At 40.0% G+C, this 25,739-nt stretch carries 20 protein-coding genes; 12 read left to right on the top strand and 8 right to left on the bottom strand.

Annotated elements, in window-relative coordinates:
- Window positions 1–115: 115 nt before the first annotated feature.
- The 4 genes from ftsA to ACKWCF_RS12955 all read left to right on the top strand — a co-directional run bounded on the left by ftsA (window position 116) and on the right by ACKWCF_RS12955 (window position 4,418).
- Window positions 116–1,402 (top strand): cell division protein FtsA, encoded by a 1,287-nt coding sequence (gene ftsA / locus ACKWCF_RS12970; protein WP_409478018.1) that lies wholly within the window; start codon window positions 116–118, stop codon window positions 1,400–1,402.
- A gap of 38 nt (window positions 1,403–1,440) precedes the next feature.
- Window positions 1,441–3,069 (top strand): cell division protein FtsZ, encoded by a 1,629-nt coding sequence (gene ftsZ / locus ACKWCF_RS12965; RefSeq protein WP_409478017.1) that lies wholly within the window; start codon window positions 1,441–1,443, stop codon window positions 3,067–3,069.
- Between the two features lie 16 nt (window positions 3,070–3,085).
- Entirely contained in the window at window positions 3,086–3,844 is a 759-nt protein-coding gene (locus tag ACKWCF_RS12960) for a UDP-2,3-diacylglucosamine diphosphatase (RefSeq protein ID WP_409478016.1), read from the top strand.
- 73 nt (window positions 3,845–3,917) lie between these two features.
- A complete protein-coding gene (locus ACKWCF_RS12955) occupies window positions 3,918–4,418 on the top strand; it encodes a chemotaxis protein CheX (RefSeq protein WP_409478015.1) in 501 nt (166 codons plus the stop codon).
- Here the strand turns inward: ACKWCF_RS12955 and recN are convergent.
- From recN to ACKWCF_RS12925, 6 genes are all read right to left on the bottom strand, one after another.
- Window positions 4,409–6,103, bottom strand: coding sequence for a DNA repair protein RecN (recN, locus tag ACKWCF_RS12950; protein ID WP_409478014.1), 1,695 nt, complete (start codon window positions 6,101–6,103; stop codon window positions 4,409–4,411). The genes ACKWCF_RS12955 and recN overlap by 10 nt on opposite strands.
- Window positions 6,087–6,983, bottom strand: a complete 897-nt coding sequence (locus ACKWCF_RS12945; RefSeq protein ID WP_409478013.1) for an NAD(+)/NADH kinase — start codon at window positions 6,981–6,983, stop codon at window positions 6,087–6,089. The genes recN and ACKWCF_RS12945 overlap by 17 nt, the downstream gene beginning before the upstream one ends.
- 5 nt (window positions 6,984–6,988) lie before the next feature.
- The gene (locus ACKWCF_RS12940; RefSeq protein WP_409478012.1) at window positions 6,989–9,010 is read right to left on the bottom strand and encodes a M3 family metallopeptidase; all 2,022 of its coding nucleotides are present in this window, start codon (window positions 9,008–9,010) and stop codon (window positions 6,989–6,991) included.
- Between the two features lie 92 nt (window positions 9,011–9,102).
- On the bottom strand, window positions 9,103–9,729 hold the full coding sequence (locus ACKWCF_RS12935; RefSeq protein ID WP_409478011.1) for a hypothetical protein: 627 nt from the start codon (window positions 9,727–9,729) through the stop codon (window positions 9,103–9,105).
- Window positions 9,730–9,864: 135 nt separating this feature from the next.
- Window positions 9,865–11,604, bottom strand: coding sequence for an AMP-dependent synthetase/ligase (locus ACKWCF_RS12930; protein WP_409478010.1), 1,740 nt, complete (start codon window positions 11,602–11,604; stop codon window positions 9,865–9,867).
- A 47-nt stretch (window positions 11,605–11,651) separates the two neighbouring features.
- A complete protein-coding gene (locus ACKWCF_RS12925) occupies window positions 11,652–13,559 on the bottom strand; it encodes a protein kinase domain-containing protein (protein ID WP_409478009.1) in 1,908 nt (635 codons plus the stop codon).
- Between the two features lie 88 nt (window positions 13,560–13,647).
- Here ACKWCF_RS12925 and coaE point away from each other — a divergent pair, with 88 nt between their 5' ends.
- The 8 genes from coaE to ACKWCF_RS12885 all read left to right on the top strand — a co-directional run bounded on the left by coaE (window position 13,648) and on the right by ACKWCF_RS12885 (window position 24,071).
- On the top strand, window positions 13,648–14,244 hold the full coding sequence (gene coaE / locus ACKWCF_RS12920) for a dephospho-CoA kinase (RefSeq protein WP_409478008.1): 597 nt from the start codon (window positions 13,648–13,650) through the stop codon (window positions 14,242–14,244).
- 135 nt (window positions 14,245–14,379) lie between these two features.
- The gene (locus ACKWCF_RS12915) at window positions 14,380–15,477 is read left to right on the top strand and encodes a hypothetical protein (RefSeq protein ID WP_409478007.1); all 1,098 of its coding nucleotides are present in this window, start codon (window positions 14,380–14,382) and stop codon (window positions 15,475–15,477) included.
- A gap of 3 nt (window positions 15,478–15,480) precedes the next feature.
- Window positions 15,481–16,308 (top strand): hypothetical protein, encoded by an 828-nt coding sequence (locus tag ACKWCF_RS12910; RefSeq protein WP_409478006.1) that lies wholly within the window; start codon window positions 15,481–15,483, stop codon window positions 16,306–16,308.
- A 1-nt stretch (window position 16,309) separates the two neighbouring features.
- Window positions 16,310–17,410, top strand: coding sequence for a hypothetical protein (locus ACKWCF_RS12905; protein WP_409478005.1), 1,101 nt, complete (start codon window positions 16,310–16,312; stop codon window positions 17,408–17,410).
- Between the two features lie 17 nt (window positions 17,411–17,427).
- Window positions 17,428–20,136, top strand: coding sequence for a PD-(D/E)XK nuclease family protein (locus tag ACKWCF_RS12900; protein ID WP_409478004.1), 2,709 nt, complete (start codon window positions 17,428–17,430; stop codon window positions 20,134–20,136).
- Window positions 20,112–23,153, top strand: coding sequence for a UvrD-helicase domain-containing protein (locus ACKWCF_RS12895; protein WP_409478003.1), 3,042 nt, complete (start codon window positions 20,112–20,114; stop codon window positions 23,151–23,153). Before ACKWCF_RS12900 ends, ACKWCF_RS12895 begins: the two co-directional genes overlap by 25 nt.
- Window positions 23,150–23,593 (top strand): hypothetical protein, encoded by a 444-nt coding sequence (locus tag ACKWCF_RS12890; RefSeq protein ID WP_409478002.1) that lies wholly within the window; start codon window positions 23,150–23,152, stop codon window positions 23,591–23,593. The genes ACKWCF_RS12895 and ACKWCF_RS12890 overlap by 4 nt, the downstream gene beginning before the upstream one ends.
- Before the next feature lies 1 nt (window position 23,594).
- Window positions 23,595–24,071, top strand: coding sequence for a hypothetical protein (locus ACKWCF_RS12885; protein WP_409478001.1), 477 nt, complete (start codon window positions 23,595–23,597; stop codon window positions 24,069–24,071).
- Here ACKWCF_RS12885 and ACKWCF_RS12880 read toward each other — a convergent pair.
- Window positions 24,054–25,151, bottom strand: a complete 1,098-nt coding sequence (locus tag ACKWCF_RS12880; RefSeq protein ID WP_409478000.1) for a hypothetical protein — start codon at window positions 25,149–25,151, stop codon at window positions 24,054–24,056. The genes ACKWCF_RS12885 and ACKWCF_RS12880 overlap by 18 nt on opposite strands.
- A complete protein-coding gene (locus tag ACKWCF_RS12875) occupies window positions 25,151–25,654 on the bottom strand; it encodes a hypothetical protein (protein ID WP_409477999.1) in 504 nt (167 codons plus the stop codon). Before ACKWCF_RS12875 ends, ACKWCF_RS12880 begins: the two co-directional genes overlap by 1 nt.
- Window positions 25,655–25,739: the final 85 nt, after the last annotated feature.

Here is a 25,739-nt window from a genome sequence, read left to right as displayed (position 1 = left end):
TAAAAAAGGGACTATAGTCTGGATGACGTTAGTCTATGATTTTTCTGCTTAATGAATTTGCAACACGTTCGTCGATATCGAAAAAGTATTAGACGAACACTAATGGAGCTTACGGATGAGTGCTTCAAAATATTCTGGACCTGTTCTGGCGTCTTTAGACATTGGATCATCAGCTGTAAAGCTAGTGATGTCCCATGTAACTCTTAATGAAAAAAATGAAACTAAAATCGAAGTGACTGGCGTAGGCTTAGTTCCAAATTCTGGAATCAAGCAAGGCGTAGTTGTTAACATCGAAGCGACAACTGAATGTATCCGTCGCGCGAAAGAAGAAGCTGAATTAATGTCAGGTTCTAAAGTTTCTGAAGTGTGGGTTTCGGTTTCTGGATCACACATTCAATCTTTCGATTCAAAAGGCATGGTTGCTGTTAAAAATAAAGAAGTTAACCAGCAAGATATCGACCGCGTAATTGAAGCGGCAAAAGCCATCATGATTCCTGCTGACCGTATGGTTTTACATGTACTACCTCGCGAATTTAAGATCGACCAACAAGACGGAATCACTGACCCAATCGGTATGATGGGTGTGCGTTTAGAAGCGAATGTTCACATTGTGACGGCATCACAGTCTGCGATTTCCAACCTTACAAAATGTATCGAAAAAGCTGGGTTACGTGTTGCGGGATTAGTGATGGATCAAGTGGCTGTAACAAAATCTGTTATCAGCTCTGATGAAAAGAATCTTGGTGTTTGTGTCGCTGATATCGGTGGCGGCGCTTCGAAAATGGTTTACTTAATTAACGGATCTGTAGCTCACACATCAATGGTACCAGTTGGTGGTATGCACTTTACTCATGACGTGGCAGTTGGTCTTCGTACTCCACAAGTTTCAGCTGAAATTTTAAAGAAAAAACACGGCTGCGCATTGGCAACTTTAGTTGATGAACATGAATCCATCGAAGTTGACGGTGTAGGCGGAAGAAAATCACGTACAGTTCCGCGTAAAGAGTTAGCTCACATTCTAGAAGCTCGTGCTGAAGAAGTTTTAAATATGATCGCTCACGATATTAAAATGAGTGGTCTTCAACCATTACTTGGATCAGGCCTAGTGATCACAGGTGGATCAAGTCAATTAGACGGATTGATCGAAATGGGTGAATTTATTTTTGATCTTCCACTTCGCCGTGGTTATCCGGCATTAGTGGGTGGTTTAAAAGATGTAGTAAAAGGTGGCGAGTTTGCAACAGCTATCGGCTTACTGTTTCATGCCTTAGAAACTAAGAAAGATTATTACGCGCAAATGCCGCAAGATCTTTCAACAACATCTTTATTAGGTGAGGCGATGTCTGACTCTATCGGGGATGTGGCATCTAAGATGAAAAAGTTTTTCACAGATTTGTTTTAATTTTTTAAAGGGAATTTTTATCACTCGGGAGGGAACCCATGTTTGAATTAGAAGAGAACGTAAATATCGGCGCCAATATTAAAGTAGTCGGCGTCGGCGGTGGCGGATCGAATGCAATTGCAACAATGATCGAAGGCGGAATGGCCGGCGTTGAGTTTTGCGTAGCTAACACTGATATCCAGGCTTTAAATTCATCTAAAGCTGGATACAAAATCCAATTAGGTGCTGATCTTACTAAAGGTTTAGGCGCTGGTGCAAATCCAGATGTAGGCCGCAGATCTGCAATCGAATCTTACAACCAAATCGTTGAACAATTAAAAGGTTCAGACATGGTTTTCGTTACTGCCGGAATGGGCGGCGGAACTGGTACTGGCGGCGCGCCGGTTGTAGCCAAAGTAGCTCGTGAATTAGGTGCATTAACAATCGGTGTTGTTACTAAGCCATTCATGTTCGAAGGTAAAAAACGTACTAAACACGCTGAAGGCGGTCTTTCTGAATTAAAAGAAAACGTAGATGCGTTAATCGTTATCCCGAATCAAAAATTATTATCAATCTCTGGAGATAAAACTCCTCTATTAGATACTTTCAAAAAAGCTGATGAAGTTTTACTTCAAGCCGTTAAAGGTATCTCTGATTTAATTAACATCCGCGGTTTAATCAACTTAGACTTCGCTGATATCAGAACTGTTATGTCTAACAAAGGTTTAGCGTTAATGGGAACTGGTTCTGCAAAAGGTGAAAACCGTGCCGTTGAAGCAGCGACACAAGCGATTTCTTCTCCTTTATTAGAGAACGTAAGAATTGATGGCGCGACTGGTATCATCATCAATGTAACGGGTGGATCTGATTTATCATTATATGAAGTAAATGAAGCTTCTATGTTAATCACTGAAGCAGCTTCTGAAGATGCTGAAGTGATCTTCGGTGCGGTTATCGATCCTAACTTAACTGACGAAGTTCGTGTAACAGTTATCGCTACCGGTTTTGCTCGTGAAGAGAAAATGGATGCGATGCCACAGATGAACAGCATGCAATCTTTCTTAAATGCGGGTCCATCAATCATGTTCGATCTTCCACAAGCTCCAGCTCAGCACTTTGCTCAGCCAATGACTCAAGCGATGCCGCAAATGCCGCAAGCTCCGAATCATGCAGCGATGCAAATGCAACAAGCTCAACAGCAAGCAGCGATGTACGCTCAAATGATGCAAGCTCAGCAATTTGCTCAGCCGCAACCATCTATGATGATGCCGCCGCAAACTCCAGCTCCACAACAAGCTCCGGTTTTACCACCGATGGCACAAGTGCAAGAGTCTGTTCAAGCTTTCACTCAACCAGAAGCTCCGGTTGCGGCACCAGCTGCTCCTGAAATGCACGCACATACAGAAACTAACGAAACATTCGGCCAAGATTTATCTGCGGCGGTTTCTCCGGTGGCAACTAATGCAGCTTCAGCTCGTGATATGTTGTTAGCAAAAGCTCGCGCTTTCCGCGAAACACAACCAGCAGTTGCTGAAGAGAAAAACGTTGCTCCTGAGCAATTAACTATGATGACTGAAGAACGTCAGAACGAAAGCAGAAGTCTAGAAGACGCGCGCAAAATGGCTCGCGATATCTTAGAAGTTCCAGCTTTCATCAGAAAGAAACAAGGTTTTGATCTAAACACTTAGATCAAAACGTGTCTTCATGAAGCATTGGTTTATCTCTGATCTTCATATTACAGACATCAATGAGCGCAATGGCAATTTGCTATTGCGCTTTTTCTTTTTCTTAAATCAAAACCCTTCTGAACATTCCGTTTATTTTCTAGGGGATATTTTCGATTTCTGGCTTTCTGACGGTGCTGCTTTTCAAAATCACTACAAACAACTGATCGACGAAATCCGTAATTTTAAAGCGGGTGGTGGAAAGTTGGTGTATTTCGAAGGTAATCACGATTTTCATATCGATCGTTTTTGGACAAAACATTTAGATATTCCGGTTATTGAAAACGAAGCCTTTTTTAAAATTGACGGGTTAAAAGTTCGCTGTGAACACGGCGATTACATTAATCCAGATGATAAAGCTTACTTAGCTTACCGTGAATCAATCAGACAACCGTGGGTTGAATGGTTTGCACACAATCTTCCGGGTTCTTTCTGGAAACGTGTGGGCGAGAGTTTAAGTAAAAAAAGCCGCAAGAAAACCGGCCAGTATGCTTCACAAAACCCAGGCAAATTAAAAGCGATGATTCAAGCCTATGCGATGAAGGTATATAACGTTGAACCGTTTGATCTTATTGTCACAGGTCACATGCACGTGTTTGATGATTACACTTTTACGGTGGGTCATAAAAATGCCCGTTCAATTAATTTAGGAACGTGGTTGGTTGAACCACTGGCGCTTCTTATCGACCAAGGTCAAGTCCAGGTCGTTAACGTCCAGGTCCTGATAAATAAAAAATAACCTATTTTTGTTAAAATAATTTATAAATAACAGAATATTTAGCTATGATAGTAGATAGGCAAAGGAATTTGTGATGTCTGCTGCAGCAACTGCTGATCTAAAACATTTTTTCTTCGATGAAAACTTAGCTACCGCTTTAACCGCGGGTGTGCAAGAAACCATATACGAGATGTGCCGCCTTCCCTGCGATTTCGAAGGAAATTTTATTGCGCAACACTGGACGCCATCAGGCCACGCCACCAGCAGTGTTGAGTTGATCTCTGAACAGCAAAAAGGTCTGTTGCAGCTGCATTTTTCTGACGTGGCCGCCTTAACCATCATGGCTAAGCTTTTAGGTCGTGCACCGATGACGGTGAACGATGATGCTTTAGATTGTATTGGTTCTTTAACCGGAATTATCTACGGCCGCATGAAAGCGATTTTAAATCCGCAAGGGTATAAGTTTATGATGGCGCTTCCTAAAATGAATTACACTGCAAAATTAAAACACCCTGAAGGTAACATCAGACATCTGATTGTTCCCTTTAGGGTGGGTAGTTCGAAGTGTTTTATTCAGGTGGTTTTTTACGCCTGACACTCTTTGATCAGCTCCTGTGCATGAGCTAATGAAGTTTTTGTGATTTTCTCTCCCGAGATTAAACGAGCGATTTCTTCGATACGATCTTGTTTTTTAAGTTCGTTAACTGTCATCACTGCCTGATCTTTAAGAGTGGATTTTTGAATTGAAAAGTGAACGTCACCAAATGCCGCTACTTGTGGTAAGTGAGTTACGCAAATTACCTGTTGGCCTTTTGCGATTTCTTTTAACTTACGACCTACTTTTTCAGCTGTCGTTCCAGAAACACCCGTATCTACTTCGTCAAATAAGTACGTGCGTGGAAAATCAGATTTACCCACAGACTTTTTAAGTGAAAGTAAAATACGTGAAAGCTCACCACCGCTGGCCGCTTTGTTTAAAGCGCGCTTAGGGTCTTTAGGCGAAGTTTGTGATAAGAACTCAACATCTGATAAGCCCGTTGAAGAAAGTGTCTCTAAAGACGCGATATGCACGTCAAATAGCACACCTTTCATATTTAAATCTAAAAGCTCTTGGTTTACCTTTTCAGTTAACTTTTTAGCTTGAGTCGAACGTGTTTTATGAATTTCAGAAGCTTGTTTTCTTAATTCAAGTTCTAAAACAGCGGCTTGTTTTTTAAGTTGTTCTAAATGTTGGTCGCTATTTTCTAAAGCTTTAATTTCGCCAGCCATTTGGTTAAAGACATCCATTAAAGCTGTTAAATCTTCACCATGCTTTTTTTGTAATTTTCTGATTTGGCTTAAACGAGATTCTTTTTCTTCAAGCATTTCAGGGTCAGCATCGATTTTATTCACATAAGTGCGAACCGCGTAGATGGCATCATCAATTAGGCTTTGCGCTTGGTCTAAAGCCGAAACTTTATCCTGTAAAGCAGGGTCTAAAGCAGCCACCTCGATAGCTTTTTTCTGAATCGTTTTTAAACGGGCAGAAACGCTACCATCATCTTGGTAAACTAACTGATCACACAGATCAGCGAATTGTAATAACTTAGAAGAATTTTTTAATTTCTTAATTTCGATATCTAACTGTGCATCTTCAGGTTGAAGATCTAATTTTTCAAACTCTTGAAATTGAAATTTTAAGAAATCTAAACGTTGCGCTTTATCTTGGGCTTTTTTTTCAAAATCAGCGATTTGGGATTTGAGCTCTAACCAGTTTTGGTATTGGGTTTCAAACGTTAAACGTTTATCCCAGTGACCAGCGTATTGGTCTAATAAATCTAAATGATAAGTCTTAGATAAAAGGTTTCTGTTATCGTGCTGGCCAGTCATTTCAATCAGCGGAGCCGAAGGCCCAGTCACTTCGATCAGCGGGGCTACGATATCACGTAATTGCGCCAGCGGTGATAAAACACCATTTAAGTAAACTTTTGATTTATCGCCAGAAGAAATAATACGGCGAACGATTAATTGGTTATCTTCGATTTCAATACCTAAAGATTCTAAATGTTTTTGCAGATCAGGACGGCCTTTTAAATAGAAAGACCCTTCAACAGTGGCTTGCGTGCAGCCTGTACGGATTGTATCAGCTGAAGCTTTTTCGCCCATTAACAGCGCTAAAGATTTTAACAGCACTGATTTTCCCGAACCTGTCTCGCCGGATAAAATATTTAATCCGTTTTGAAATTCGATATTTAAAGAATCAATAATAGCAAACTGAGAAACTCTAAGTTCCTGAAGCATAGCGATCTCCGAATTTTAATTTTTCTTTCAATAATTCAAAAAAGTTATGGCCTGAGCGACGAATCATAATGTGATCCATTTCGCAGCGGCTGATAGTCACTTCATCATCTTGCGATAATTCTAAAACTTTTTGCCCGTCGATAATTAAGTGAGCCATTGAAGTTTGTTGCTCAAGCTTAAGAACCATTTTTTTATCATCCGGAAAAATTAACGGACGAGTTGTTAACGAGTGTGGGGCTACTGGCGTTAACACTAAAGCCTTCGTTTCAGGGTGAAGTAACGGACCACCCGCAGCTAAGTTATACGCTGTAGATCCTGTCGGCGTTGATACAATCAAACCGTCAGCTTTAATATGATTTACGTAAGATTTATCAAAGTAAACCGCTGTTGAAATTAACTGTGAAAACGAACCACGTTCGATCACCACGTCATTAAGTGCATCAAAAGCCACGCGGCGTCCTGTTTTCGTTTTTACTGAAGCATGAATGCGTGATCTTGATTGCACAACCATTTTGTTTTTTAACGTTTCATCAATGATTGCAAAAGCATCGTCAGCACTGTGAGCCGTTAAAAAGCCAAGGTAACCCATGTTAAAACCGAGAATCGGAACTTGGTGGCCCTTAAGTAAACGAACCGCACGTAAGTAAGTTCCATCGCCGCCAAGAACAATCACTAAGCTCATCTCTTTTAATTCGTTTGAGCTGATCAGCATGGTTGTGCCGTCTAATTGTTTTTGCTCAGGAGCCGTGAAAACTTTAATGCGTTTCGCTTTAAGTTTTGTGACCACTTTTTTCGCCATACGAACCGCTTCAGGTGAATGAATACGGTAAACGATTGCAATTTTTTTATTTTCTCTAAGTCTTAAATGTTTCTCTTTCATCGGCCTTACACCAATCCATCTCGTTTTAGTAAAGCAGCAGTATCTGGTTCGCGGCCGCGGAATTCTTTAAATAGATCCATCGGGTGGGCAGTGCCACCACGGCTAAGAATAGCATTCTTAAATTTCGTACCGATCTCTTTATTGAATAAACCTTTTTCTTTGAAGTATTCAAACGCATCCGCATCTAAAACTTCAGCCCATTTGTAAGAGTAGTATCCGGCAGCGTAGCCACCACCGAAGATATGACCAAAGCTTACAGACATATTCTGCCCTTGTTCTTTTGGTAATAGTCTTAAGCGCTCTAAAGTTTTCGTTTCAAAAGCATCAACGTCAGTGATTTGGCTTGGGCTAGTTGTATACCAGTTCATATCTAACCAACCGAATGTTAATTGGCGTAAGCTCATCCAGCCAGCTTGAAATTGTGCTGAACGTTTAATTTTTTCAACTAACTCAGGCGGAATCGGCGCGCCTGTTTCATAGTGTTTAGCAAAAACATCTAAGCCTTCTTTTTCTTTAACCCAGTTTTCCATGATTTGTGATGGAAGCTCTACGAAATCCCAGTACACGTTAGTACCGGCTAATGATTTGTATTTACACTGAGAAAGTAATCCATGAAGGGCGTGGCCCATTTCATGAAATAGTGTTGCCACTTCGTCATAAGAAAGAAGTGAAGGTTTAGTCGGTGTTGGTTTTGTAAAGTTACAAACGATACTTGCGTGTGGACGTTTTACTTCGCCAGCCCACATGCCTTGTTCGCGGTATGATGTCATCCAAGCACCAGATTTTTTAGTCTCACGCGGAAAGAAGTCTGTATAGAAAAGGCCGATGTATTTATTTGTACCTTCTTCATACACTTCGTAAGTTTTAACATCAGGATGGTAAACCGGAATGTCAGTCACAGGTTTAAAAGTTAAACCAAATAAACGGCGGGCATGTTCAAAAACACCCTCAACCACATTTTCTAATTTGAAATACGGGCGAAGCTCTTCTTCATTAAAAGCATATTTTTGTTCTTTTAATTTTTCAGAGTAGTAAGAAAAATCCCAAGGTTTGATATCATCAGTGCCTGCGAATTTTTTAACTTCATCTAAATCGCGTTTTGCCGCTTTCATTGATGGCTCGATCAATTTTTCTAAGAAAGCAAAAACTGTCGCAGAGTCTTTAGCCATACGCTCTTCAAGAACGTATTCAGCGTATGTTTTGAAACCTAAGATATTCGCACGCTCACTTGAAAGTTTAACAATCTTAAGAACTATTTCTTGATTGTCGAATTGGTCTTTAAAGTTTTTTGATGAAGACGCTCTCCACATTTTTTCACGTAAATCGCGGTTATCAGCATACGTTAAAAAAGGAATAAGTGACGGGGCCTGAAGGTTAAATAACCATTGGCCTTTTTTACCTTTGGCTTCAGCAGCAATCGCTGCTGCTTCAATGGCGCCTTCTGGAAGACCAGCAAGGTCTTTGCTGTCAGTGATATACATTTCAAAAGCGTTGATGGCTTTTAAACAGTTTTCAGAAAATAGCGGGCTTAATACCGAAAGCTCTTGGTCAAGCGCGCGTAGTTTTTCTTTTTGTTCAGGATTTAAAAGTGCGCCGTTACGAGAAAAGTCTTTATACATTTTCTCAGTTAACTTTAAGTCTTCGCCTGTTAAACCTAATTGTTGGCGGTTATCGTAGATAAATTTAATTTTCTTAAAAACTTCTTCATCTAACGAAACATCTGAAGAAAAGGCCGACATCAACGGAGAAATTTTTTGGGCTAAAGCTTGGTGTTCTTCGTTAGCTTCAGCTGAAAATAAATTAAAATAAATATTCGCTGCACGATCTAACTTTTCAGAAAGTTGTTCTAACGCCAGAATCGTATTTGCGAACGTTAAGTTTTTCTCGGCTTTGATTTTTTCTAAATTAGCTTTAGCTTCTTTGATCGCTTCTTCTAAAGCGGGTAGGTAGTGCTCAACTTTGATTTGATCAAAAGGAGCTGCTTGGTCTTTAAGAGTGAATTTTTCTAGTAAAGGATTATTTGCCATATTGGGTACCTCTTGTGATACCCAATACTATGGCCGATTTTTACAGTTGAATCGAATAAATTATTATAAAATCTATGGAATAATAGCTGAAATTAACGCCAGATTTGGCCGCCTTGACCATTCGCTCCATTAGACACACAGATACCGATTGCTGACGCAGCAGAAGAAGCGCGGCAAGTAAAACCCGTTCTGCAAGTTGCTTGGTCACTCACGATGCACGATTGAACAACACCATTGTAGCAGCTGCTGTTATTGTAGCCTGTTACATTCGAAATTTGCGGAATGTTCATCCATTGGTTGTTGTTAGATGTGTTATATCCGTAATAAGCGTAACCTTGGAATCCGCCACCAAGCATGTTTGACTGAACGCAGCCAAGACCCGCGTAGTTATTGTAAGTGGGAACTGAGCCCGCTGGGCAGTTACATAAATAAGCTGAGTTATACATTTGGTGAAATGGGCTTGTGCCTGAACCGTAGTAACCATTGTTATAGAATACGCCACCTTGTTGGTAACCGTAGCCATAACCATTGTTATAGTTATAAGGCGTAAAACCTGGTTGGTTGTAATAACTAGTTTGGCAAGCTTGAGGGTAGTTTAAACAATCCGTTGTCGGAGTGCCATCATCTTGAGTGTTCTTTTGGCAAGCAGTCACCATGAACGTAACTAAGATTAGATACGAAAAAAACAGAAGTCTCATTGTAAATAATGATTTAAACATAGCAATACTCCTTGCCTATCGTTAGATGGAGCAAGGGGTATGCCTTGAAAGTTAAGCCTATTCGCAAATCTGGAGCAGATGGAGTGTCAAAATCTTTGACAGGTGCCCTAGGACGCTGACAATGGCGCGCCGACGTTATTCGCCGCCGCCACCACCACCGTACATGTCATCAATGATATGAGCATAGCGGTTTTCGATGAACTTACGTTTTACTTTCATCGAAGGCGTAAGGCAGCCGTTTTCAACCGACCACACTTCAAAAAGCACTTCAAATTTTTTAATCGTTTCAAAGCTCGCAAGCTGAGAATTTACTTTCTGCACCTGAGCTTTGATCTTTTGTAAAACTTCGTTTTTTTGTTCAGCTGTAGCATCTACAGGTAATGATTCAACGGTGATTAAAGCTGAAATAAATTTTCTTTGATCACCACAGATAAACACCTGTGAAACGATCGGCTCTTGTTTTAAAAGACCCTCTAATTTTTGCGGAGCTACGTATTTACCGCCGGCTGTTTTAATAAGGTCTTTTTTGCGATCAGTGATTTTTAAATACCCATTCGCCGTAAATTCACCGATATCACCTGTGGCAAAGAAGCCATCTTTATCAAGAGCTGCCGCTGTAGCTTCTGGGTTTTTGTAATACTCTTTAAGGCATTTGTGTGAGCGAACTAAGATTTCGCCATCAGCTGCAAACTTAATTTCAACATCACCGATCGGGCGGCCCACAGTGCCTGGTTCCCAATGTGTTTCAGTGTTCACAGTAATCGCAGCGAAAGTTTCAGTTAAGCCGTAACCTTCAAAAATACGAATTCCTAAGTAAGAAAAAAATTGTCCTAAGTCAGGGCTTAACGGGGCTCCACCGCTGATTGCAAAACGTAGCCTTCCACCAAAGGCTTGGCGAATAGGACCAAGTACAATTTTTGATAAACCTTCATAAGCTAAAGCAGAAACAACAGGCGCTGCCTGTTTGGTATCGCGGTAGTAAGCGATTTTTTTAGCTAACGATAAAGTCTGGTCAAAAAGTTTTTTCTTAAGCGGATTAGTTTCAACTAAAGCCGCAATTCCAGAATAAATTTTTTCAAAGATACGTGGAACCGCTACAAGGTAAGTGGGTTTGATTTCGCCTAAATTACGTTTTAATAATTCAATCGATTCAGCGTAAGCCACTTGTGAGCCTCTGAATAAAGCGCCCCAGTGTTCGACGCGACCCATGACATGGGCAAACGGTAAAAATGCCAATGAAATATCTTCGTGGCTGATTTGAAAAAGCGAAAAGGCTTCGTAAATTTCTGAAATCAAAGCGTAGTGCAGAAGTAAAACGCCTTTTGGTCGGCCTGTTGTTCCTGAAGTGTAAATAATTGTGGCTGGGTCTTCTAATTTAACGTGCGCGGCATTTTCAATCATTAATTGAATGGCGCTATCGCCCACATAACCTGAATCCATATCTAACTCATCAAAAACAACGCATTTGATTTGTTTTTGAATTTTAGCTTTTACGCGTTCAAACTGCGCATGAGTTTTTTTGTTATCAACAAATAAAACATCAGCTTCAGAATGATCAAGAATGTAAATCACATCTTCGTCAGTTAAGTTCGGATAGATCGGAACTAAGATCGCCCCCATAGCTAATGTGGCAACGTCAGTGGCAGCCCATTCCCAACGAGTCGCCGACATCACACCAACTTTTCCGCCTGAAACTACTTTGTGTTCTTTAATAACACTTTGCAGGTGAGTGATTAGCTGAAGATAATTGTAGTTGGTTTTTTCAATCCACTGGCCTTTTTTCTTATACTTAAAGGCAATTTGATCTTTGCGGCCTAATGCATTTTTAAGCCATAGATGAATAGATTGATCGCTCGTTTTATTCGTTTTAGTCATGGTGGTAACTCTCAGCTGTGTTTTTTTAAACGTGTTTTTGAATTAAATTATTTAGTACGACCTAAAATTAAGTCTACATTGGCTTCGCCGCCAGAATCAACTTTAACTGTGACTTCGTCTTTTAATTGAGTGATCGGGTTAACCGCAGTCACAGTCACTTGTGTGCCGGCAGTAACAGCGTAACGTTTAATCGGAGGTAATTCAGATAAACGTTGGTTGTTGACATAGATAACAGGTTTCACACCGCCGTTTTGTACGTTGATGTTGATAAATCCTGCTTGAGGCATTTGCTGTAAAGTTGTTGTTAAAATACCTGTATCGTTAAATGACTTAGTCACTTCGTACGGGTAGTAACTTTCTTTTTTCAGAGTGATTTTAATATCTTTGTTGGCATTCATAGGAACGATAGCCGGAGTTGTGCGGCCCGTATCTACGCCATCAAGGAAAATTCTGGCGCCACTTGGTTGGCTTGAAATAGAAACTTTAACCGAAGCTGAAGAAGAGATATCCATTTGGCCTTCTTCAACAATTTGTTTTTTAGCTATTTTACGTGAAGGTGTTAAGTATTTGCTGTAACCCCAATAGCCGGCAATACCCATGACCGCAATAATCACAAGTTTCATCACAACATCAGCCATTGATTCGTTGTTTTCAGGTGACGGTGAGTTGATGCGTGTAGCTTGTGTTATGCGTGTGTTGTAACCCACATTCGTTTCGTTCGACATCGGTTTTGGTGATCCCGGACGAGGAGGCGTTTTAGCATTTTGTTGCTGTTGGGTTTTAGCATTTTTAATACCATCAAGGTCAATTTTTAATTGCTGATCTTGTGTTAAACCCTTCGGCTCAAGTGGTGTTAACTTCACCTGAGTTGGCATAGGTGGTGGCGCTTGGTTGCCAGCTGCTTTCGCCGCTGCATCTGGAGCTGAATTAGATTTTTCTTCAGCTACCGGGGGCGCAAAAGAAACCGGTTCTTTTTCAGACATGTCAATTTTAGCGTAAGTAATTAATTTTTCACGGCCTTCAGCAAAAGCATTTTTAAAGCAGTCGATCACTGTTTTGCTGAAATCATGTGGTGAAAAGTCAGGGTACTGTGTATTTAAAAAACGATTTAAATCTTTTTGTAACGTAGCCGCTGTTTGATAACGAACGTTTTTATCTTTCGCTAAAGCTTTAGTTACGATTCTTTCTAATTCCACAGGAACCAGGGGATTAATTTTTCTAATCGGTGGCGTTTGGCATTCACGCACTTTACGTAAGATCGCGTTTTCGTTGCTGCCAGTGAATAGACGGTCATTGGCCAATAATTCCCAAAGAATAATACCTAACGCGAACACATCAGTACGTGGGTCAACTTCTTCAGCTTCGGCTTGTTCTGGTGACATGTAAGCAAATTTACCTTTTAAAGTACCTGCTTTAGTTTCTTCACCATTTTCTTCAGATTTTTTGGCGATACCGAAGTCGATAACTTTGGCTTCACCTTCAAACGAGATCATAATATTTTGCGGTGACATATCACGGTGAGTGATATTCAGCGGGCGGCCCGTGTGTTGGTCCACGCAACGATGCGCGTGATCAAGACCTGCAGCAGCTTCTTTAACGATGTAAACCGCTTCTTCAATTTTGATTGAACGGTTGAATTTTTTTAATTCATTGATGATTTGACGAAGGTTTCGGCCTTCAACGAATTCCATTACGATAAAGAATTGGCCTTTTTCGATACCGAAATCATAAATCGATACCACGTTCGAGTGATTTAAGTTCACAGAAACTTTGGCTTCTTCTTGGAACATTTCGATGAATTCTTGATTGTTCGAAAATTGCGGTAAGATACGTTTGATCGCGACGAATTTATTAACTCCGTTGGCCCCTGCAGATTTTGCAAGATACACTTCGGCCATACCGCCTGCGGCCAATTTTTCTAAAAGTATATATTTACCAAACTTTTCATACGACATCTAATTCATCATCGGCAACCAGCAGTCTTATCTTTACAAAAAGATGTTTCAGATTCATGATATAGCCTTAGGTAGGGAACGTCTCACGATGAAATGGATCGGACTGACCGGAGGGATCGCCACAGGCAAATCCACGGTAAAAAACAAACTAGTTTCACTTAATATTCCGGTGATTGACGCGGACATGATTTCGCATGAGATCACGCAGGCTGGTGGGCTAGGGTACGAACAGATCGTGTCTCATTTCGGGAAAGATATTTTAAACGCCGACCAAAGTCTGAACCGTAAACAGTTAGGCGACATTGTTTTTAATGATGCGCAGAAACTTTTAAAGCTCGAACAAATCTTACATCCGATTATTCAGGCCGAAGTGCAAACACGTAAAAAGAAACATTATGAAGCGGGCGAAGCTTTTTGTTTTTACGATGTGCCTTTGTTGTATGAAAAAAAATTAGAAGCGCAGTTTGATCAAATCGTTTTAGTGTATGCACCGGTCACGACTCAGGTCGAGCGCATCATGGTTAGAAACAATTTAACTCATACTCAGGCCTTAGCCCGCATCAATGCTCAGTTGCCGATGAGCCAAAAAATCAATCGTGCCCACCATTGTCTGGATAATTCAACCAATCAAGACGATCTAAATTTACAGGTTCTTAACCTTGTAAACGTTCTGAAATCAAAATAAAAAAAAGCGCCTCAAAAGCCGACTTTAGTGCGGCTTTTTCACAAGTCAAAGTGTCTCAATTTAATTCAAGTTCTGCTGTGTTATTCCGATAGGAAGAATGACAATGAGATAATACTTAAGAAGGAACTTAATATTATGGGTGCAAGAAGTACCAAAATTTTATCAGTATTCGCATTAGCTTATTCGCTACTTATCATGCCTGTAGCGGCTTTTGCTTCAGAATGGGTTGAAGGTTACACAAATACCAGAGCGGTCGGCATGGGTGGCGCATTGATCGGTGTCACCAGTGACGAAACTTCGTTATTTCGTAATCCGGCTAATTTAGGAAGTATTCGTGGTTATTTCGGTTCATTAATTGATCCTGAATTAGAAGGCCAAGGGTCATTCACAGATATCGTGCGCGCCGATGCACTGACGAAAGCTGTTGAAGTCGAAACAATGGCTGCTGAGCTACAAAAAAATCCGGGCGAGTTCTATCACGCCAAAGCGCAATTCACGCCAAGCTTTACAACTAAAAATTTTGGTTTTGGTGTATTATATCGTAATGAATTAAATGCGGTCGTGAGCACAACGGCTACAACATCAATGGATACTTTCTATCAAAATGATTTAGGTGTTGTGTTAGGTTTTAACCAATCATTATTCGGCGGAGTTATTAAAGTTGGTGCCAGTGCCAAAGCTTTAAATCGTATTGAAGTTGTCAGTGGTACACTTTCAACGGGTGGTCCTTTTGATTTAGGAACAATTGCTGCCGAAGGTTCGGCGATTGCTTATGATGCGGGTCTGATGATTCAGGTTCCCGTGGCTTGGGTTCCAACATTAGCGGTAGTAGCTCATGATATCGGTGATACTGAATTTACTTTACGTGATGGGGTGCGTGCGCGCACAGCTTCGCAGCCAGCTACAGTTAAACAATCAGTTGATGCAGCTATTTCTCTTTTTCCGATTCACGGCAATAAGATCAGAAGTACTTGGACAGTTGAATACCGTGATGTGACGAATTCGCGCGAAGAAGAAGGTTCAAAAAAACGTTTACACATTGGTGCTGAGGTTAACTTTAAAGATTTATTTTTCTTACGCGCTGGTATGAACCAGGGTTACTACACAGGTGGTATCGAAATTTCTTCAGAGCGTTTTGCTTGGCAAATTTCAAGCTATGGTGAAGAAATCGGTACTGCTGATGCTCCGAAAGAAGACCGTCGTTACTCAACCCGAATTTTAATTAGGTACTAAATTATGAAAATCACATTTTTGTATTTAACTATCTTTGCTTTATTTATAAATTCTTGTGGGCCGAATGTGCTTTCTGGTTTGGGGTCGCAAACTTCAGATGAATATTATTTAGAAGAAGCGACAAAGGCCAACAACAGTCAAAATTATGATTACGCACTAGATGTGTTATTAAATAAATTATCCGCAGGTGCGCAAGCCAGAGCTTCTACGAAAGAATTATTAGCCAGCGCCTACGCGGGTAAGTGCGGATTTAACTTTGTAGAATACGTTACAGCTTTAGCAGAGAGCACTGGAAGTCCATTTAATGTTGTGATGCAGCCCTTTGTGCAAGTTGCAGCGGCTCCTGAATACTGTCTTTTAGCTTTACAGACGATTGATACAATCGGAACTCCTTCACAACGTACGACGAATCAAAATACATTCAGTGCAATCACGGGTTTAGTGTTAATGGGAATTTCTTTACGCGCTTATGCTGATAAAGATGGAACCGACAATAATGGTGATGGCTTGATGGATGTCGACAACATGGTTTGTCAGGCGGGCCAAGTTAGTGATGACCAGATGAATGATATTATTGTTGGCTATGGTTATTTTGTGACTAATTTTGCTTATATTGGGGCGATGCTGGGTAATGCGACAAGTGGCTTAGATGATTCTATTTCTATGTGCACAAGTATTCCTACTGCAGATTGTGATGTGACAGATAAAAACAGTGTTAATAGTGATACGCGTGATATTATGCGCCGACTTTTAAATACGACGAACTATGGAATTGGTGATGAGCAGGGTGACGACGCCATGGAAATAGCTGCCGCTTGTCCGGGGACTTAATATGAAAAATATATTATCGTTTTTAATTTTATTTTTTAGTTTTCAAGCTTCGGCCATTGAACTTTTTCAAATGGGACAGTCGGCTCGCTCGTTAGGTATGGGTGGAACTTCGATTGCTTTTGCGCGTGGAACTGATGCGATTTTTAATAATCCGGCGGCGTTATCAAAAGTAAACGGTTTTAGTTTAAATATGATTACTTTTGGTCCGGCGATTTCGACAAATGCGCAGGATTTAGTTGATGGCTTTGATGATGATTTTGATCAATCCGATGTCGATGAACTTTACGGTAAAAAAGTTTTCTCTGAAGTGACAGGTTACGGTGGGTTAGTTGTACCGTATGTGGGTGTTGGTGCTTATTCGAACAATACTTTGTTGATGTCGTTTAATAATCCCTCGTTTCCGACATTTAATGTTGATTTCACCAGCGACTACGCCTATGTGGTCGGCGGAGCCATTCCTGTGACGGATAACTTTTCTTTAGGAGTTGCTGGTCGCCATGTTAAACGTTGGCAAGGGCGGGCTGACATTCTTGTGAGTAGCTTAATTGGTTCAAATCCGGAAGATGTGATTGAAGCACAGCTGTTAAATAAAGGTAAAGGTAACGCTTTAGATTTAGCAGCGCTTTATACGTTTAAAGGCCCATGGACCGTAGACTTAGCTGCGGTTTGGAAAGATGTGGGCGATACAAAGTTTACTCCAACCCAAGGAGATGGTCCCGACCGCCAAGAAAACAATTTGATCTTCGGTGCGGCGGCTTCTAAAGAGTTCGGCTTCATCAACTGGACAAACGCTTTTGAATATAAATTTATCCGCAACACTGGCAATGTGACTAAAAAATTGCACTTAGGTACCGAAGTGTCGTTGGCCTTAATTGATATTCGCGCCGGTTATAATCAAGGTTATGTAAGTTATGGTTTAGGGGTGGACTTGTGGTTTTTGCAAGTTGATGTGGCAGCTTACACGGCAGAACTTGGAGCCACGGCGGGTCAAACTCCGAATGACCGTTACCAAGCTAGTGTTAGTTTAAATCTAGACTTCGATTCAAACTTCAAGTTAACCAATGCGAATGGAAAAAGAAGGCGACTTCAACAACGAAGATAGTATATCCTACTTAGGATATGCTAGAATTCACTTTAGTCACACATCCTGATCAGATTCGCGAAAAGTTAAGTGACTTCAATCCACAAACCACCACTTGGGTGGTTTCAGATTTAAAATCTAAACAAGAAATTCAAGAGCAGTGCATCGCTAAATACGGATTCTATTCTGATGATTCGATTTTGCGTGTTTCTGATTTCTGGAAAATGTGGATGCGCCGTTTAGCGCCAGGCACACAAATCGTATCTTCAGAATTTATCCGTGTTTTAATCAGCCAGTTTATTGAATTGTACGGCAAAGAAGATGGCCTAGATAGCCACGAAGCTAAAACGCTGTACAAATACGTGAGTGATCTTGCACCGTTATTATTACACCCAAGTTCGCATGAAATTTTATTAGACTGGGTTGAAGAAAAAGAAACTAAACCTCAGTGGGCTAAATGGATTGCTTTATCGCAAAAGTGTTTAGACTATATCGAGAAAGAACATAACTGCATCGAATCTTCTTGGATCGTAAGTTATCTGCAAAAGCTGGATCTTGAAAAAATCGCTTGGCCTAAAAAATTAGTTTTTGATTTGGGTTCACAAATGACTTCGCTTGAGATGGGGTTGTTTAACACTTTATCGCGTGATAACCAGATCGAAGTGATTGTTCCAGATCCTGAATGGAAAAATAAGTTTCATTATATTTTAAATACATATAAAGACTATAGCGGTTACGGTAAAACCACAGCGTTAACTCAAGCAACACCAACGGTAAAACCATCGGCTGATAAATTTATTCGTTTTAATTCAGAAATTAACGAAATTAAATATATCACCACAAAAGTGCGCGAATGGATTGAATCAGGTGTGCCGGCAGAAAATATTTTAGTTTTATCACCGCGTATTGAAGATTACTGGCCTATTTTAAAATTTCACTTAGAGGCCGAAGGTATTCACGCGCAAAAAGATTTAGTCAGTTCAATGATCAGCCTTGGTGTTATTCAGCGCTGGTTATCAACGATTCATGCGCAGACTAAAAACGTAACTTGGACAAAACTAGAAATGTCTTATAGCAGTTACGTCGATCTTGCCAACCTTCAGCAATTTGAAAAATTTAAAGCGGCCTTTGCCGAACTTTTAGATGATGCAGATCTAGCGCGCTTAGGTTCAGCGAAAGATTTGTTCTATCAAAAAATCAACTTAGAGCAAAAGCTTAAGCGTGATGATTTTCTAGTAGCGATGCTGCAATCGTGGATTACCGTAGATCAAGCTTTAGAGCATAAAAAATTATTACAGGGTATTATCAAAGATTTTATCCAGCAGACGGTGGATGTAAAACTTCGCCTTTCTGATTGGCTTAATTTATTAAGTTCACGTTTAGCTAAAAAAGAAATCAAAGTCGAACAACCAACACGCTCAGGTGTTCAAGTTCTTCCGATTAATTCAGCGGCTGTCTTAGAAGCTACTCATCGTTTATGGGTGGGGCTTGATGAATCAGGTTTAAAAGGCCGACAAACATCGTTAATTCCGTTGAGCGATATTGAAGAACTTAAAAAGACTTTTGATTTAGCGCTAGATTACCCGGAAGAATCACACGCCGATTTTAATTTACGTTGGTATTCGATGGCTCAGTGTAAAGAACAGTATTTTACCTGCGCCCATGTTTCAGCAACGGGTGATCCGTTAAATACGTCGTTATATTTTCTCGAGAACAACAAAAAACCAGAAGCTGTCAGTTATCTAGCAACCATGGTGGATTTAAAACAGCAGGCTTTTACAGTTGAACAATATCCTGAACTTAAGCGTAAACTTGAATTAGAAACAACAGCGGCTGACCTAAACGTAGAAGGTTTAAATTTTAAATCTTTAGCGCCGACAGATATCGAAGCCTATGACCAGTGTTCTTTTAAGTTTTTAGCGCGCAAAGGTTTTAGATTACAGCAGTTCGATACTTTAGGGTTAGAGATTGATCCACGCCAAAAAGGAACGCTGATTCACGATTTATTTAAGTTTATCGTACACGATAAAAACTATCTAACGATCGGTGAAAAAGAAATTTCTGAACATTTAGATAAAGAACGTAAAGAAAGAAATTTATTTCCGTTCTTAGATATTTTTTGGGGCCCACATAAAGAAAAATTGATGGCGATTGGGTTAAAATTTATTGCCGCTGAAAAAGCCAGATTAAGCAGCTTTACTTCGCTTCGCCATAAAACAGAAGAAACGATTCAGGTTTATTACGATCTTGAAAAGTTTGAATTCACGAAAGAGCAACCTTCAAGCAAGCACTTTGTGATTAAAGGCCGCCTTGACCGCTTAGATGTCGACGAGACATCTAAGCAGGGTATGGTCATAGATTATAAATCAGCAGCGAATAGCAGTACAAGTACCGCTGAAAAATGGGTGGACAACTCTGAGTTTCAATTATTGATTTATTCTTTAGCCGTTGAACAGATCTTGGGTGTTCAATCGGTAGGTGCTGTTTATTATTTCTATAAAACATTAGAGCACAAGCAAGGTTATCAACTTAATGGTAACAATGTGTTTTTAAATTATGTGCAATTAGGCCGTAACACGGCTATTGATAAAGACAAACAGTCTGAGATCTATTCTGAATTCAATGCAAAAATGAAAGATGTTTTTGCAAATATTGAAAAGAATGCCTTTATCGTAAAACCAAGTGATGAAGATTTATGTCAACGTTGTGAATGGGTAGAAACATGTCGAGTCAAAAATTTGAAATAGATTTTTCTCAACCGCAGAATAAAGTGCAGTTTATCCGCGCTGGAGCCGGTGCTGGTAAAACGACGACTTTAATTGCCACATGTATCGCCTTTGCCAAACAATTTAAAGCAGCTAACGGCCGTTACCCAAAAATCATCATTACGACATTTACTAAAAAAGCGACACAAGAAATTAAAGAGCGTTTGATCGTTGAAGCCTTAGAAACCCGCGATGAAGAGCTTTTTCAGTACTTTAATAAAAAGTCGTTCGTTCAAATCGGAACGATTCATAATATTTTAAGTTTATTTATTCGCCAACACTCGGAAGCGATTGGGCTTCCGGCGGATTTAGCTATTGTTAATGACTATAAAATCTTTTTTGCTTTAAAAAAGCACATTAAAAATGTTTTTGAAAAGAACCCGCAATATCAAAGCCTGTTAGACCATTACCGTTTTGATCAACTGATTCAGCTATTATTAAAATCAGCCAGCTTAAAATTAGAAAACCCTCATTTTAGGGCTGTTGATCCTGAAACTTTAAAGCAAGCTGCAAGCACAGAGCGTGAAAGTGCGATTGCTACAATTGATCAGTTTTTACGTGAAGCTCCTGAAAAATGGCAAGCGCATGTAGACTTCTTAAAGTTAATCAAAGCGGCAGTGGTAGCACAAGATTATGAAGGTTATCAGCGGGCTTTTGAGTTTAAACCACCACGAAAATTCAGTGTCACCAAAGCTAAAGAAATCAGTGATGAGTTAAGCGATGCGGTAGGCGAACTGTATAAAGATGATTTTTTATCGCCACTTTGTTTTGATTCGTATTTAAAGATCGTTGATGAAGTTCACACGATGTTTGCAACCCTAGTGCAAGAGGCTTTTGATTTTATTGAAAAGCTACGTCTTAACAACGGTGAAATGTCGATTGCTGATTTAGAACTTCTATCGATGAAGATTTTAGCTGAAAATCCTCAGGCGATGCAGGCCTTTGCTTCGCAATTTGATTTTATCATGGTCGATGAATACCAAGATACTTCGCCATTGCAGGTTAAAATTTTAAATCAGCTGATGCAGGATAAGTTTCAGTTTATCGTGGGCGATCCGCAGCAAAGTATTTATTTATTTCGTGGTGCCAGATCAGAAGTTTTTACCAATAAAGAACATGAAGTGAATAAGCAAGGTTTTGTGACTACACAGAAAATGCAGAACTTTCGTTCGCATGCGCGGTTAATGACTTTTATGAATGATTTTTTTAATCATTACTCAAAGCAGTTTAAACCGATGCAGACTAAAAACGAAGATTTTGTAGCTCGTTCGTTTCCTGAAGCGTCTTTTGTAACGGCTACTGAAAATCCGTTTGCAGCTATTGTGACTCAAGCGATCAACTTACATAAAAAAGCTATTCCTTTTTCAGATATTACGGTGCTGTTTAGAAATAACAGCGATATTTTAAAGTTTGCTAAGTACGCCAACCAATTTAATCTTCCGGTGCAAGTGCAAATCTCTAAGGGGTTTGAAGATAAATCTGAAGTAGGCGATTTGCTGGCGCTTTTAAGATTTTTAATTAATCCTTTTGATAATCATAATTTGATTCGCTTAGTGCGTGCGCCCTGGTTTGCGATTAATGACCAAGAAATCATTCAGCTGCGCCAAGATGATTCAACAACTTCATTTTGGTTACAGTTAAAAAAGAAAAATCATCCGGTGTACGGCACACTTAAAGCTATTGAAAAGCAATATCTTGAAAAAGGTGTTTCAGAAGCCTTATTTCAATTTATCGGGCAGTCGGTGTTTTTAGATTCAGCCATGCATTTTGACCCAACGTCACTGCGTGAAGCCAATATCTGGAAGTTCATGCAAACCGTAATGGCTAACGAAATGCGCGCTGATTTTAATTTAAGTGATTTTGTAAATCATGAGTTAACTCAGTTTAATTCTGATCTTTCATCATCAGATGGTGAAGGTATTCCGTTATTTGCGGCGAACCGTATTTCGCTTATGACCGTGCACGGTTCGAAAGGTTTACAGTTTAAACATGTGATCGTGAGCGGTTTTAATACGCCAATCAGAAATTCAAGCACCGAAGTTTTTACTTTCGATGAAGAAACGGCTCAGTATTCACTACGGGTTCAGCCAGCGCAGTTTGAGAAAACTTTTGCCACGGCCTGGGCCGATATGGTTCACCAAAGCTTTCTAAAGCGTGCGCAAGAAGAAAGTGATCGTGTATTGTATGTGGCACTGACTCGGGCCATTGATTCTTTATCACTTGTTAAAAAACAGTTTAAAAAAGACCCGCCGAAGAATTCATGGTTAGAAAAAATCAATTGGTTACCAGAGCAATTCGCTTCTGAAAAATACAACGTTGAATTTTTAGATGTTATTGAAGAGCCAGAAAAGTTAACACTCGAAATTCAGAAAGCTTCACAAGCTCTTAAACCATTGAATTTAGAAAAAGATTACCGTGTATCAGCCGGGGTAACTAGTTTACTTTCAGCTGAGCTTCCGTATGAAAAAGAAGCTACTAACGCCAAACCTGATCGTTTAGCTGAAGAGCTCAGTGAACAAACTGTTAAAGCGTACAACAAAACACAAAAAGGAACCGATCTGCATAAGTTCTTTGAATCGTTAAAGTACAATTCAATCAATGAAGTGGCGCAAACCTTACCAGACGCAGATCGCAAAGCCTTACAGTGGTTAACCGATCAAAAAGAAGTAAATCTTCGTGAAATGTTTGATCGCGGCCATGTCGAATGGGGTTTTGGTTTAAAAGTAAAATCCGGCGGGCAAACTCGCATGGTGCAAGGGCAGATCGATGCTTGGGGCTTTGTCGGTGAAGACCTGTATATTCTTGACTATAAAACAGGAAGCACGAAATACTTAAGACAGGCCTTTGATCAGTTACGGGCTTATGCCGGCTGTTTAAAACAGATGGGCTTGGTGAATAAAAACCAGCGTATCCGTTTGGCGGTGATTTATCCGTTTGATCAAGTAGTGAAGTTTCAAGATATTTTCGAACAAGATGTACAACTGGAGTTTGCAACATGAGATTATTTAGACGTCAGTACTTCATTTATCCTGAAATTCAAAAACCTTTGATGATGCAAATCTTTGTAGGCCTGACAATTCTATCAATGATCCAGATGGCAGGTATTTACTTAGCTATGAAATGGATGGCAGCCCAAGTGGCGGCTGACATCAGTATCGTGGTTGATTATCGCGTACTGGGGCCCTGGAAGCAGTTTTTATATTTATCAATTATTCTTCCGATGATCTTAAACTTAGTAATCGGTATCTTTATCGTACTTTACACATCCAACAAGTTTGCGGGTCCGTTATTCCGTCTAGAGCGTGAAATTGATCGCTACCTAAGCGGCGAAACTGACAGCATTCAGGTTAAATTCAGAACAACAGATTACTTACATTCACTGGCGCAAAAAATTAATTCGATCGATCAAAAATCTAAGCGCCAACAAAACCTAACGTAAGATGACGGCTCAAACTTATTTTAGAAATTTAGGTATAGGTGTTTCTTGGTTTGAACGTTTGGTACTGATTCCTGTTTTAATCTACATGCTTGATAAAGCTGGCGAAATTTATTCGCGAGTAGGATTTCAGAAATCACTTATAATCTTTGTATTGGTTTTTTATATTGCCGGTAAATGGGCCTATCAATATTGGGTCAAACCTTTGCTCTGGAAAAAGAAAGAACAAAGGCAGGGGTGGGTGACTCTGTTTTTAGATTATGACCGCATTAATAGCCCGCAAAGCTCGTTGTCATTACAGAAAAAATTAATCGCCTTAGCTTTGCTGGGCTTTACCGCGATGGTCACTGGTACGATCTTTTTGATGTTTTTAATCACCGGCCACTACGAAATTAAATTCTTCTTTTTAGTGGCAACCGCGTTTGTGATTTCATTTCGCTATTTTTCTTACTTCGTTAAAAGTTTAAATTCCTACGGTTAATGAACCCATTATTCCGATTTGGGATCCTGTGAACTCGTCGTTGCCAACGTCTCCGGAAAAGATGTGGTGCCCCTCTAAACCTAAATTCCAAGTGTAGTCGCCCATCCAAACTCCCTGATCAATTTGGGCAAATGTCCGGCTGTATAACAGCTGGCCGTGAACTCCTAAACCGTTTTCACGGTAACTTAGGTTAGAGTAGTTATCGTCTTTGATGTATAAAGTGGAAAATTCAATACCAGCCCGATAATATAGAAAGGATTTTTTAGCTAAAATTTTTCGGTATAGGTATCCAAAGTCGAAAACAGTTAAAGACGAGGTTGGTGTGAATGCAATTAATCCGGAATCACTTAGATCTTGCGCTTCCATTTTGTATCTTGAAGTACCACCGAATCCAAAGTAAGCGCCATGCTGTTGTTGGCCGATTAGATTCACTTGTAGTCTGAACATTGTACTTTGATCACCAAGATATTTTTTTAGATTGCCTGAATTAGCAAGAACACCGTAAGAAAGCTCTGTATCCACGGTCGTCATACGAGTATACGTTGAAAGTAAAGGTTTAACTTCCTGAGGACGGTCAAACACTAGTTTGGCGTTACAAGATTTGCCTTCAGCTGAAAACGGCACTGAAACATTTAATTTATTCTGGTTAAAGAAATCATCTTTACGTGGAAACGGAATAATAATGATATATTTTCCATCTTTTTTAACGGTGTATTCAGTATCTAAATCAACTTGGCCACGACGAACTAAACCGCTTTCAAATTCGAATTCAATATCCTGCGGCTTTAATTTAACTTCTTTCTCTAAATTTTTAGTAATGAGCATGAGCATGTTGAAACGATTTGTGCCCATCAAGCGCCCTTCAATTAGAAAGTTACATTGTTCAACAACTTCAGCTGTAATTTGTGTCTGTGGGGATTTCCAATCACCTAGCTCGTCAGGCCACCGACCGGTATAAATGCTATGCTCAGCTCCTCTGGCTGCTCCAAAGAGAAGAAGTACGGTTGCTGCTGCGGCGGCCGAATCATTGGCGTGAGATACTTGAGAAAATAACAGAGACAGTGCAATTAGGTATTTCATTATTCAAAATCCTCAATTCTTAAAAGTACAGAACTACTAACAACAGATATTTTTTTGCCAAAAGGAATTGAAATAATGGCCTTTGTATCGCGTGATCTAAGTTTGTTTGTAGCTGTTGGATAGATATTTGTCTGGCAGCTTAAAACAACTTTGTCCTGTGGTTTTAAAGTGAGATCCGAAGCAGCGTTATTGTTGGCGAAACATTTTAGGGCGGTAGTTTCATCGTTAAGAATTAGCTTAATGTCTTTAATTAAAAGCGGAACGTCTTCTTGAGAAGAATTTCTTATAAGCCAGCCTACATTTAAAGTAACTCCGCCATTTTCGATTTTTTGAACACAGTCGGTTAGCGAGGTTGGTGAGTTAGAAAAAATTAAAGGACCATATTTCTGCAGATCATACTCTGCTCGGGTAGGCTGAAGGCGATAGTCGTATTGATTTGCAGGTCGTGGCATCGCGCAGGACGCGACGATAAAAAGCGCTGAAATTGTTATAAATATTTTCATATTTAGAGCATCGGAAAAACTTTATTTTTTGTCAAATTACCTGAGGGCGGGTCTAGGAATAAAAAAAGGCCCGGTATTTCTACCG

The organism is Pseudobdellovibrio sp. HCB154 (assembly GCF_046267985.1).
Lineage (GTDB): Bacteria > Bdellovibrionota > Bdellovibrionia > Bdellovibrionales > Bdellovibrionaceae > Pseudobdellovibrio.
The sequence above is the reverse complement of the archived record's forward strand: the minus strand, read 5'-3'. Positions and strand labels throughout refer to the sequence as shown.

Coding starts and splice junctions, on each gene's coding strand:
- ftsA (WP_409478018.1), top strand. CDS start 116: ATGAGTGCTTCAAAATATTCTGGACCTGTTCTGGCGTCTTTAGACATT.
- ftsZ (WP_409478017.1), top strand. CDS start 1,441: ATGTTTGAATTAGAAGAGAACGTAAATATCGGCGCCAATATTAAAGTA.
- ACKWCF_RS12960 (WP_409478016.1), top strand. CDS start 3,086: ATGAAGCATTGGTTTATCTCTGATCTTCATATTACAGACATCAATGAG.
- ACKWCF_RS12955 (WP_409478015.1), top strand. CDS start 3,918: ATGTCTGCTGCAGCAACTGCTGATCTAAAACATTTTTTCTTCGATGAA.
- recN (WP_409478014.1), bottom strand. CDS start 6,103: ATGCTTCAGGAACTTAGAGTTTCTCAGTTTGCTATTATTGATTCTTTA.
- ACKWCF_RS12945 (WP_409478013.1), bottom strand. CDS start 6,983: ATGAAAGAGAAACATTTAAGACTTAGAGAAAATAAAAAAATTGCAATC.
- ACKWCF_RS12940 (WP_409478012.1), bottom strand. CDS start 9,010: ATGGCAAATAATCCTTTACTAGAAAAATTCACTCTTAAAGACCAAGCA.
- ACKWCF_RS12935 (WP_409478011.1), bottom strand. CDS start 9,729: ATGTTTAAATCATTATTTACAATGAGACTTCTGTTTTTTTCGTATCTA.
- ACKWCF_RS12930 (WP_409478010.1), bottom strand. CDS start 11,604: ATGACTAAAACGAATAAAACGAGCGATCAATCTATTCATCTATGGCTT.
- ACKWCF_RS12925 (WP_409478009.1), bottom strand. CDS start 13,559: ATGTCGTATGAAAAGTTTGGTAAATATATACTTTTAGAAAAATTGGCC.
- coaE (WP_409478008.1), top strand. CDS start 13,648: ATGAAATGGATCGGACTGACCGGAGGGATCGCCACAGGCAAATCCACG.
- ACKWCF_RS12915 (WP_409478007.1), top strand. CDS start 14,380: ATGGGTGCAAGAAGTACCAAAATTTTATCAGTATTCGCATTAGCTTAT.
- ACKWCF_RS12910 (WP_409478006.1), top strand. CDS start 15,481: ATGAAAATCACATTTTTGTATTTAACTATCTTTGCTTTATTTATAAAT.
- ACKWCF_RS12905 (WP_409478005.1), top strand. CDS start 16,310: ATGAAAAATATATTATCGTTTTTAATTTTATTTTTTAGTTTTCAAGCT.
- ACKWCF_RS12900 (WP_409478004.1), top strand. CDS start 17,428: ATGCTAGAATTCACTTTAGTCACACATCCTGATCAGATTCGCGAAAAG.
- ACKWCF_RS12895 (WP_409478003.1), top strand. CDS start 20,112: ATGTCGAGTCAAAAATTTGAAATAGATTTTTCTCAACCGCAGAATAAA.
- ACKWCF_RS12890 (WP_409478002.1), top strand. CDS start 23,150: ATGAGATTATTTAGACGTCAGTACTTCATTTATCCTGAAATTCAAAAA.
- ACKWCF_RS12885 (WP_409478001.1), top strand. CDS start 23,595: ATGACGGCTCAAACTTATTTTAGAAATTTAGGTATAGGTGTTTCTTGG.
- ACKWCF_RS12880 (WP_409478000.1), bottom strand. CDS start 25,151: ATGAAATACCTAATTGCACTGTCTCTGTTATTTTCTCAAGTATCTCAC.
- ACKWCF_RS12875 (WP_409477999.1), bottom strand. CDS start 25,654: ATGAAAATATTTATAACAATTTCAGCGCTTTTTATCGTCGCGTCCTGC.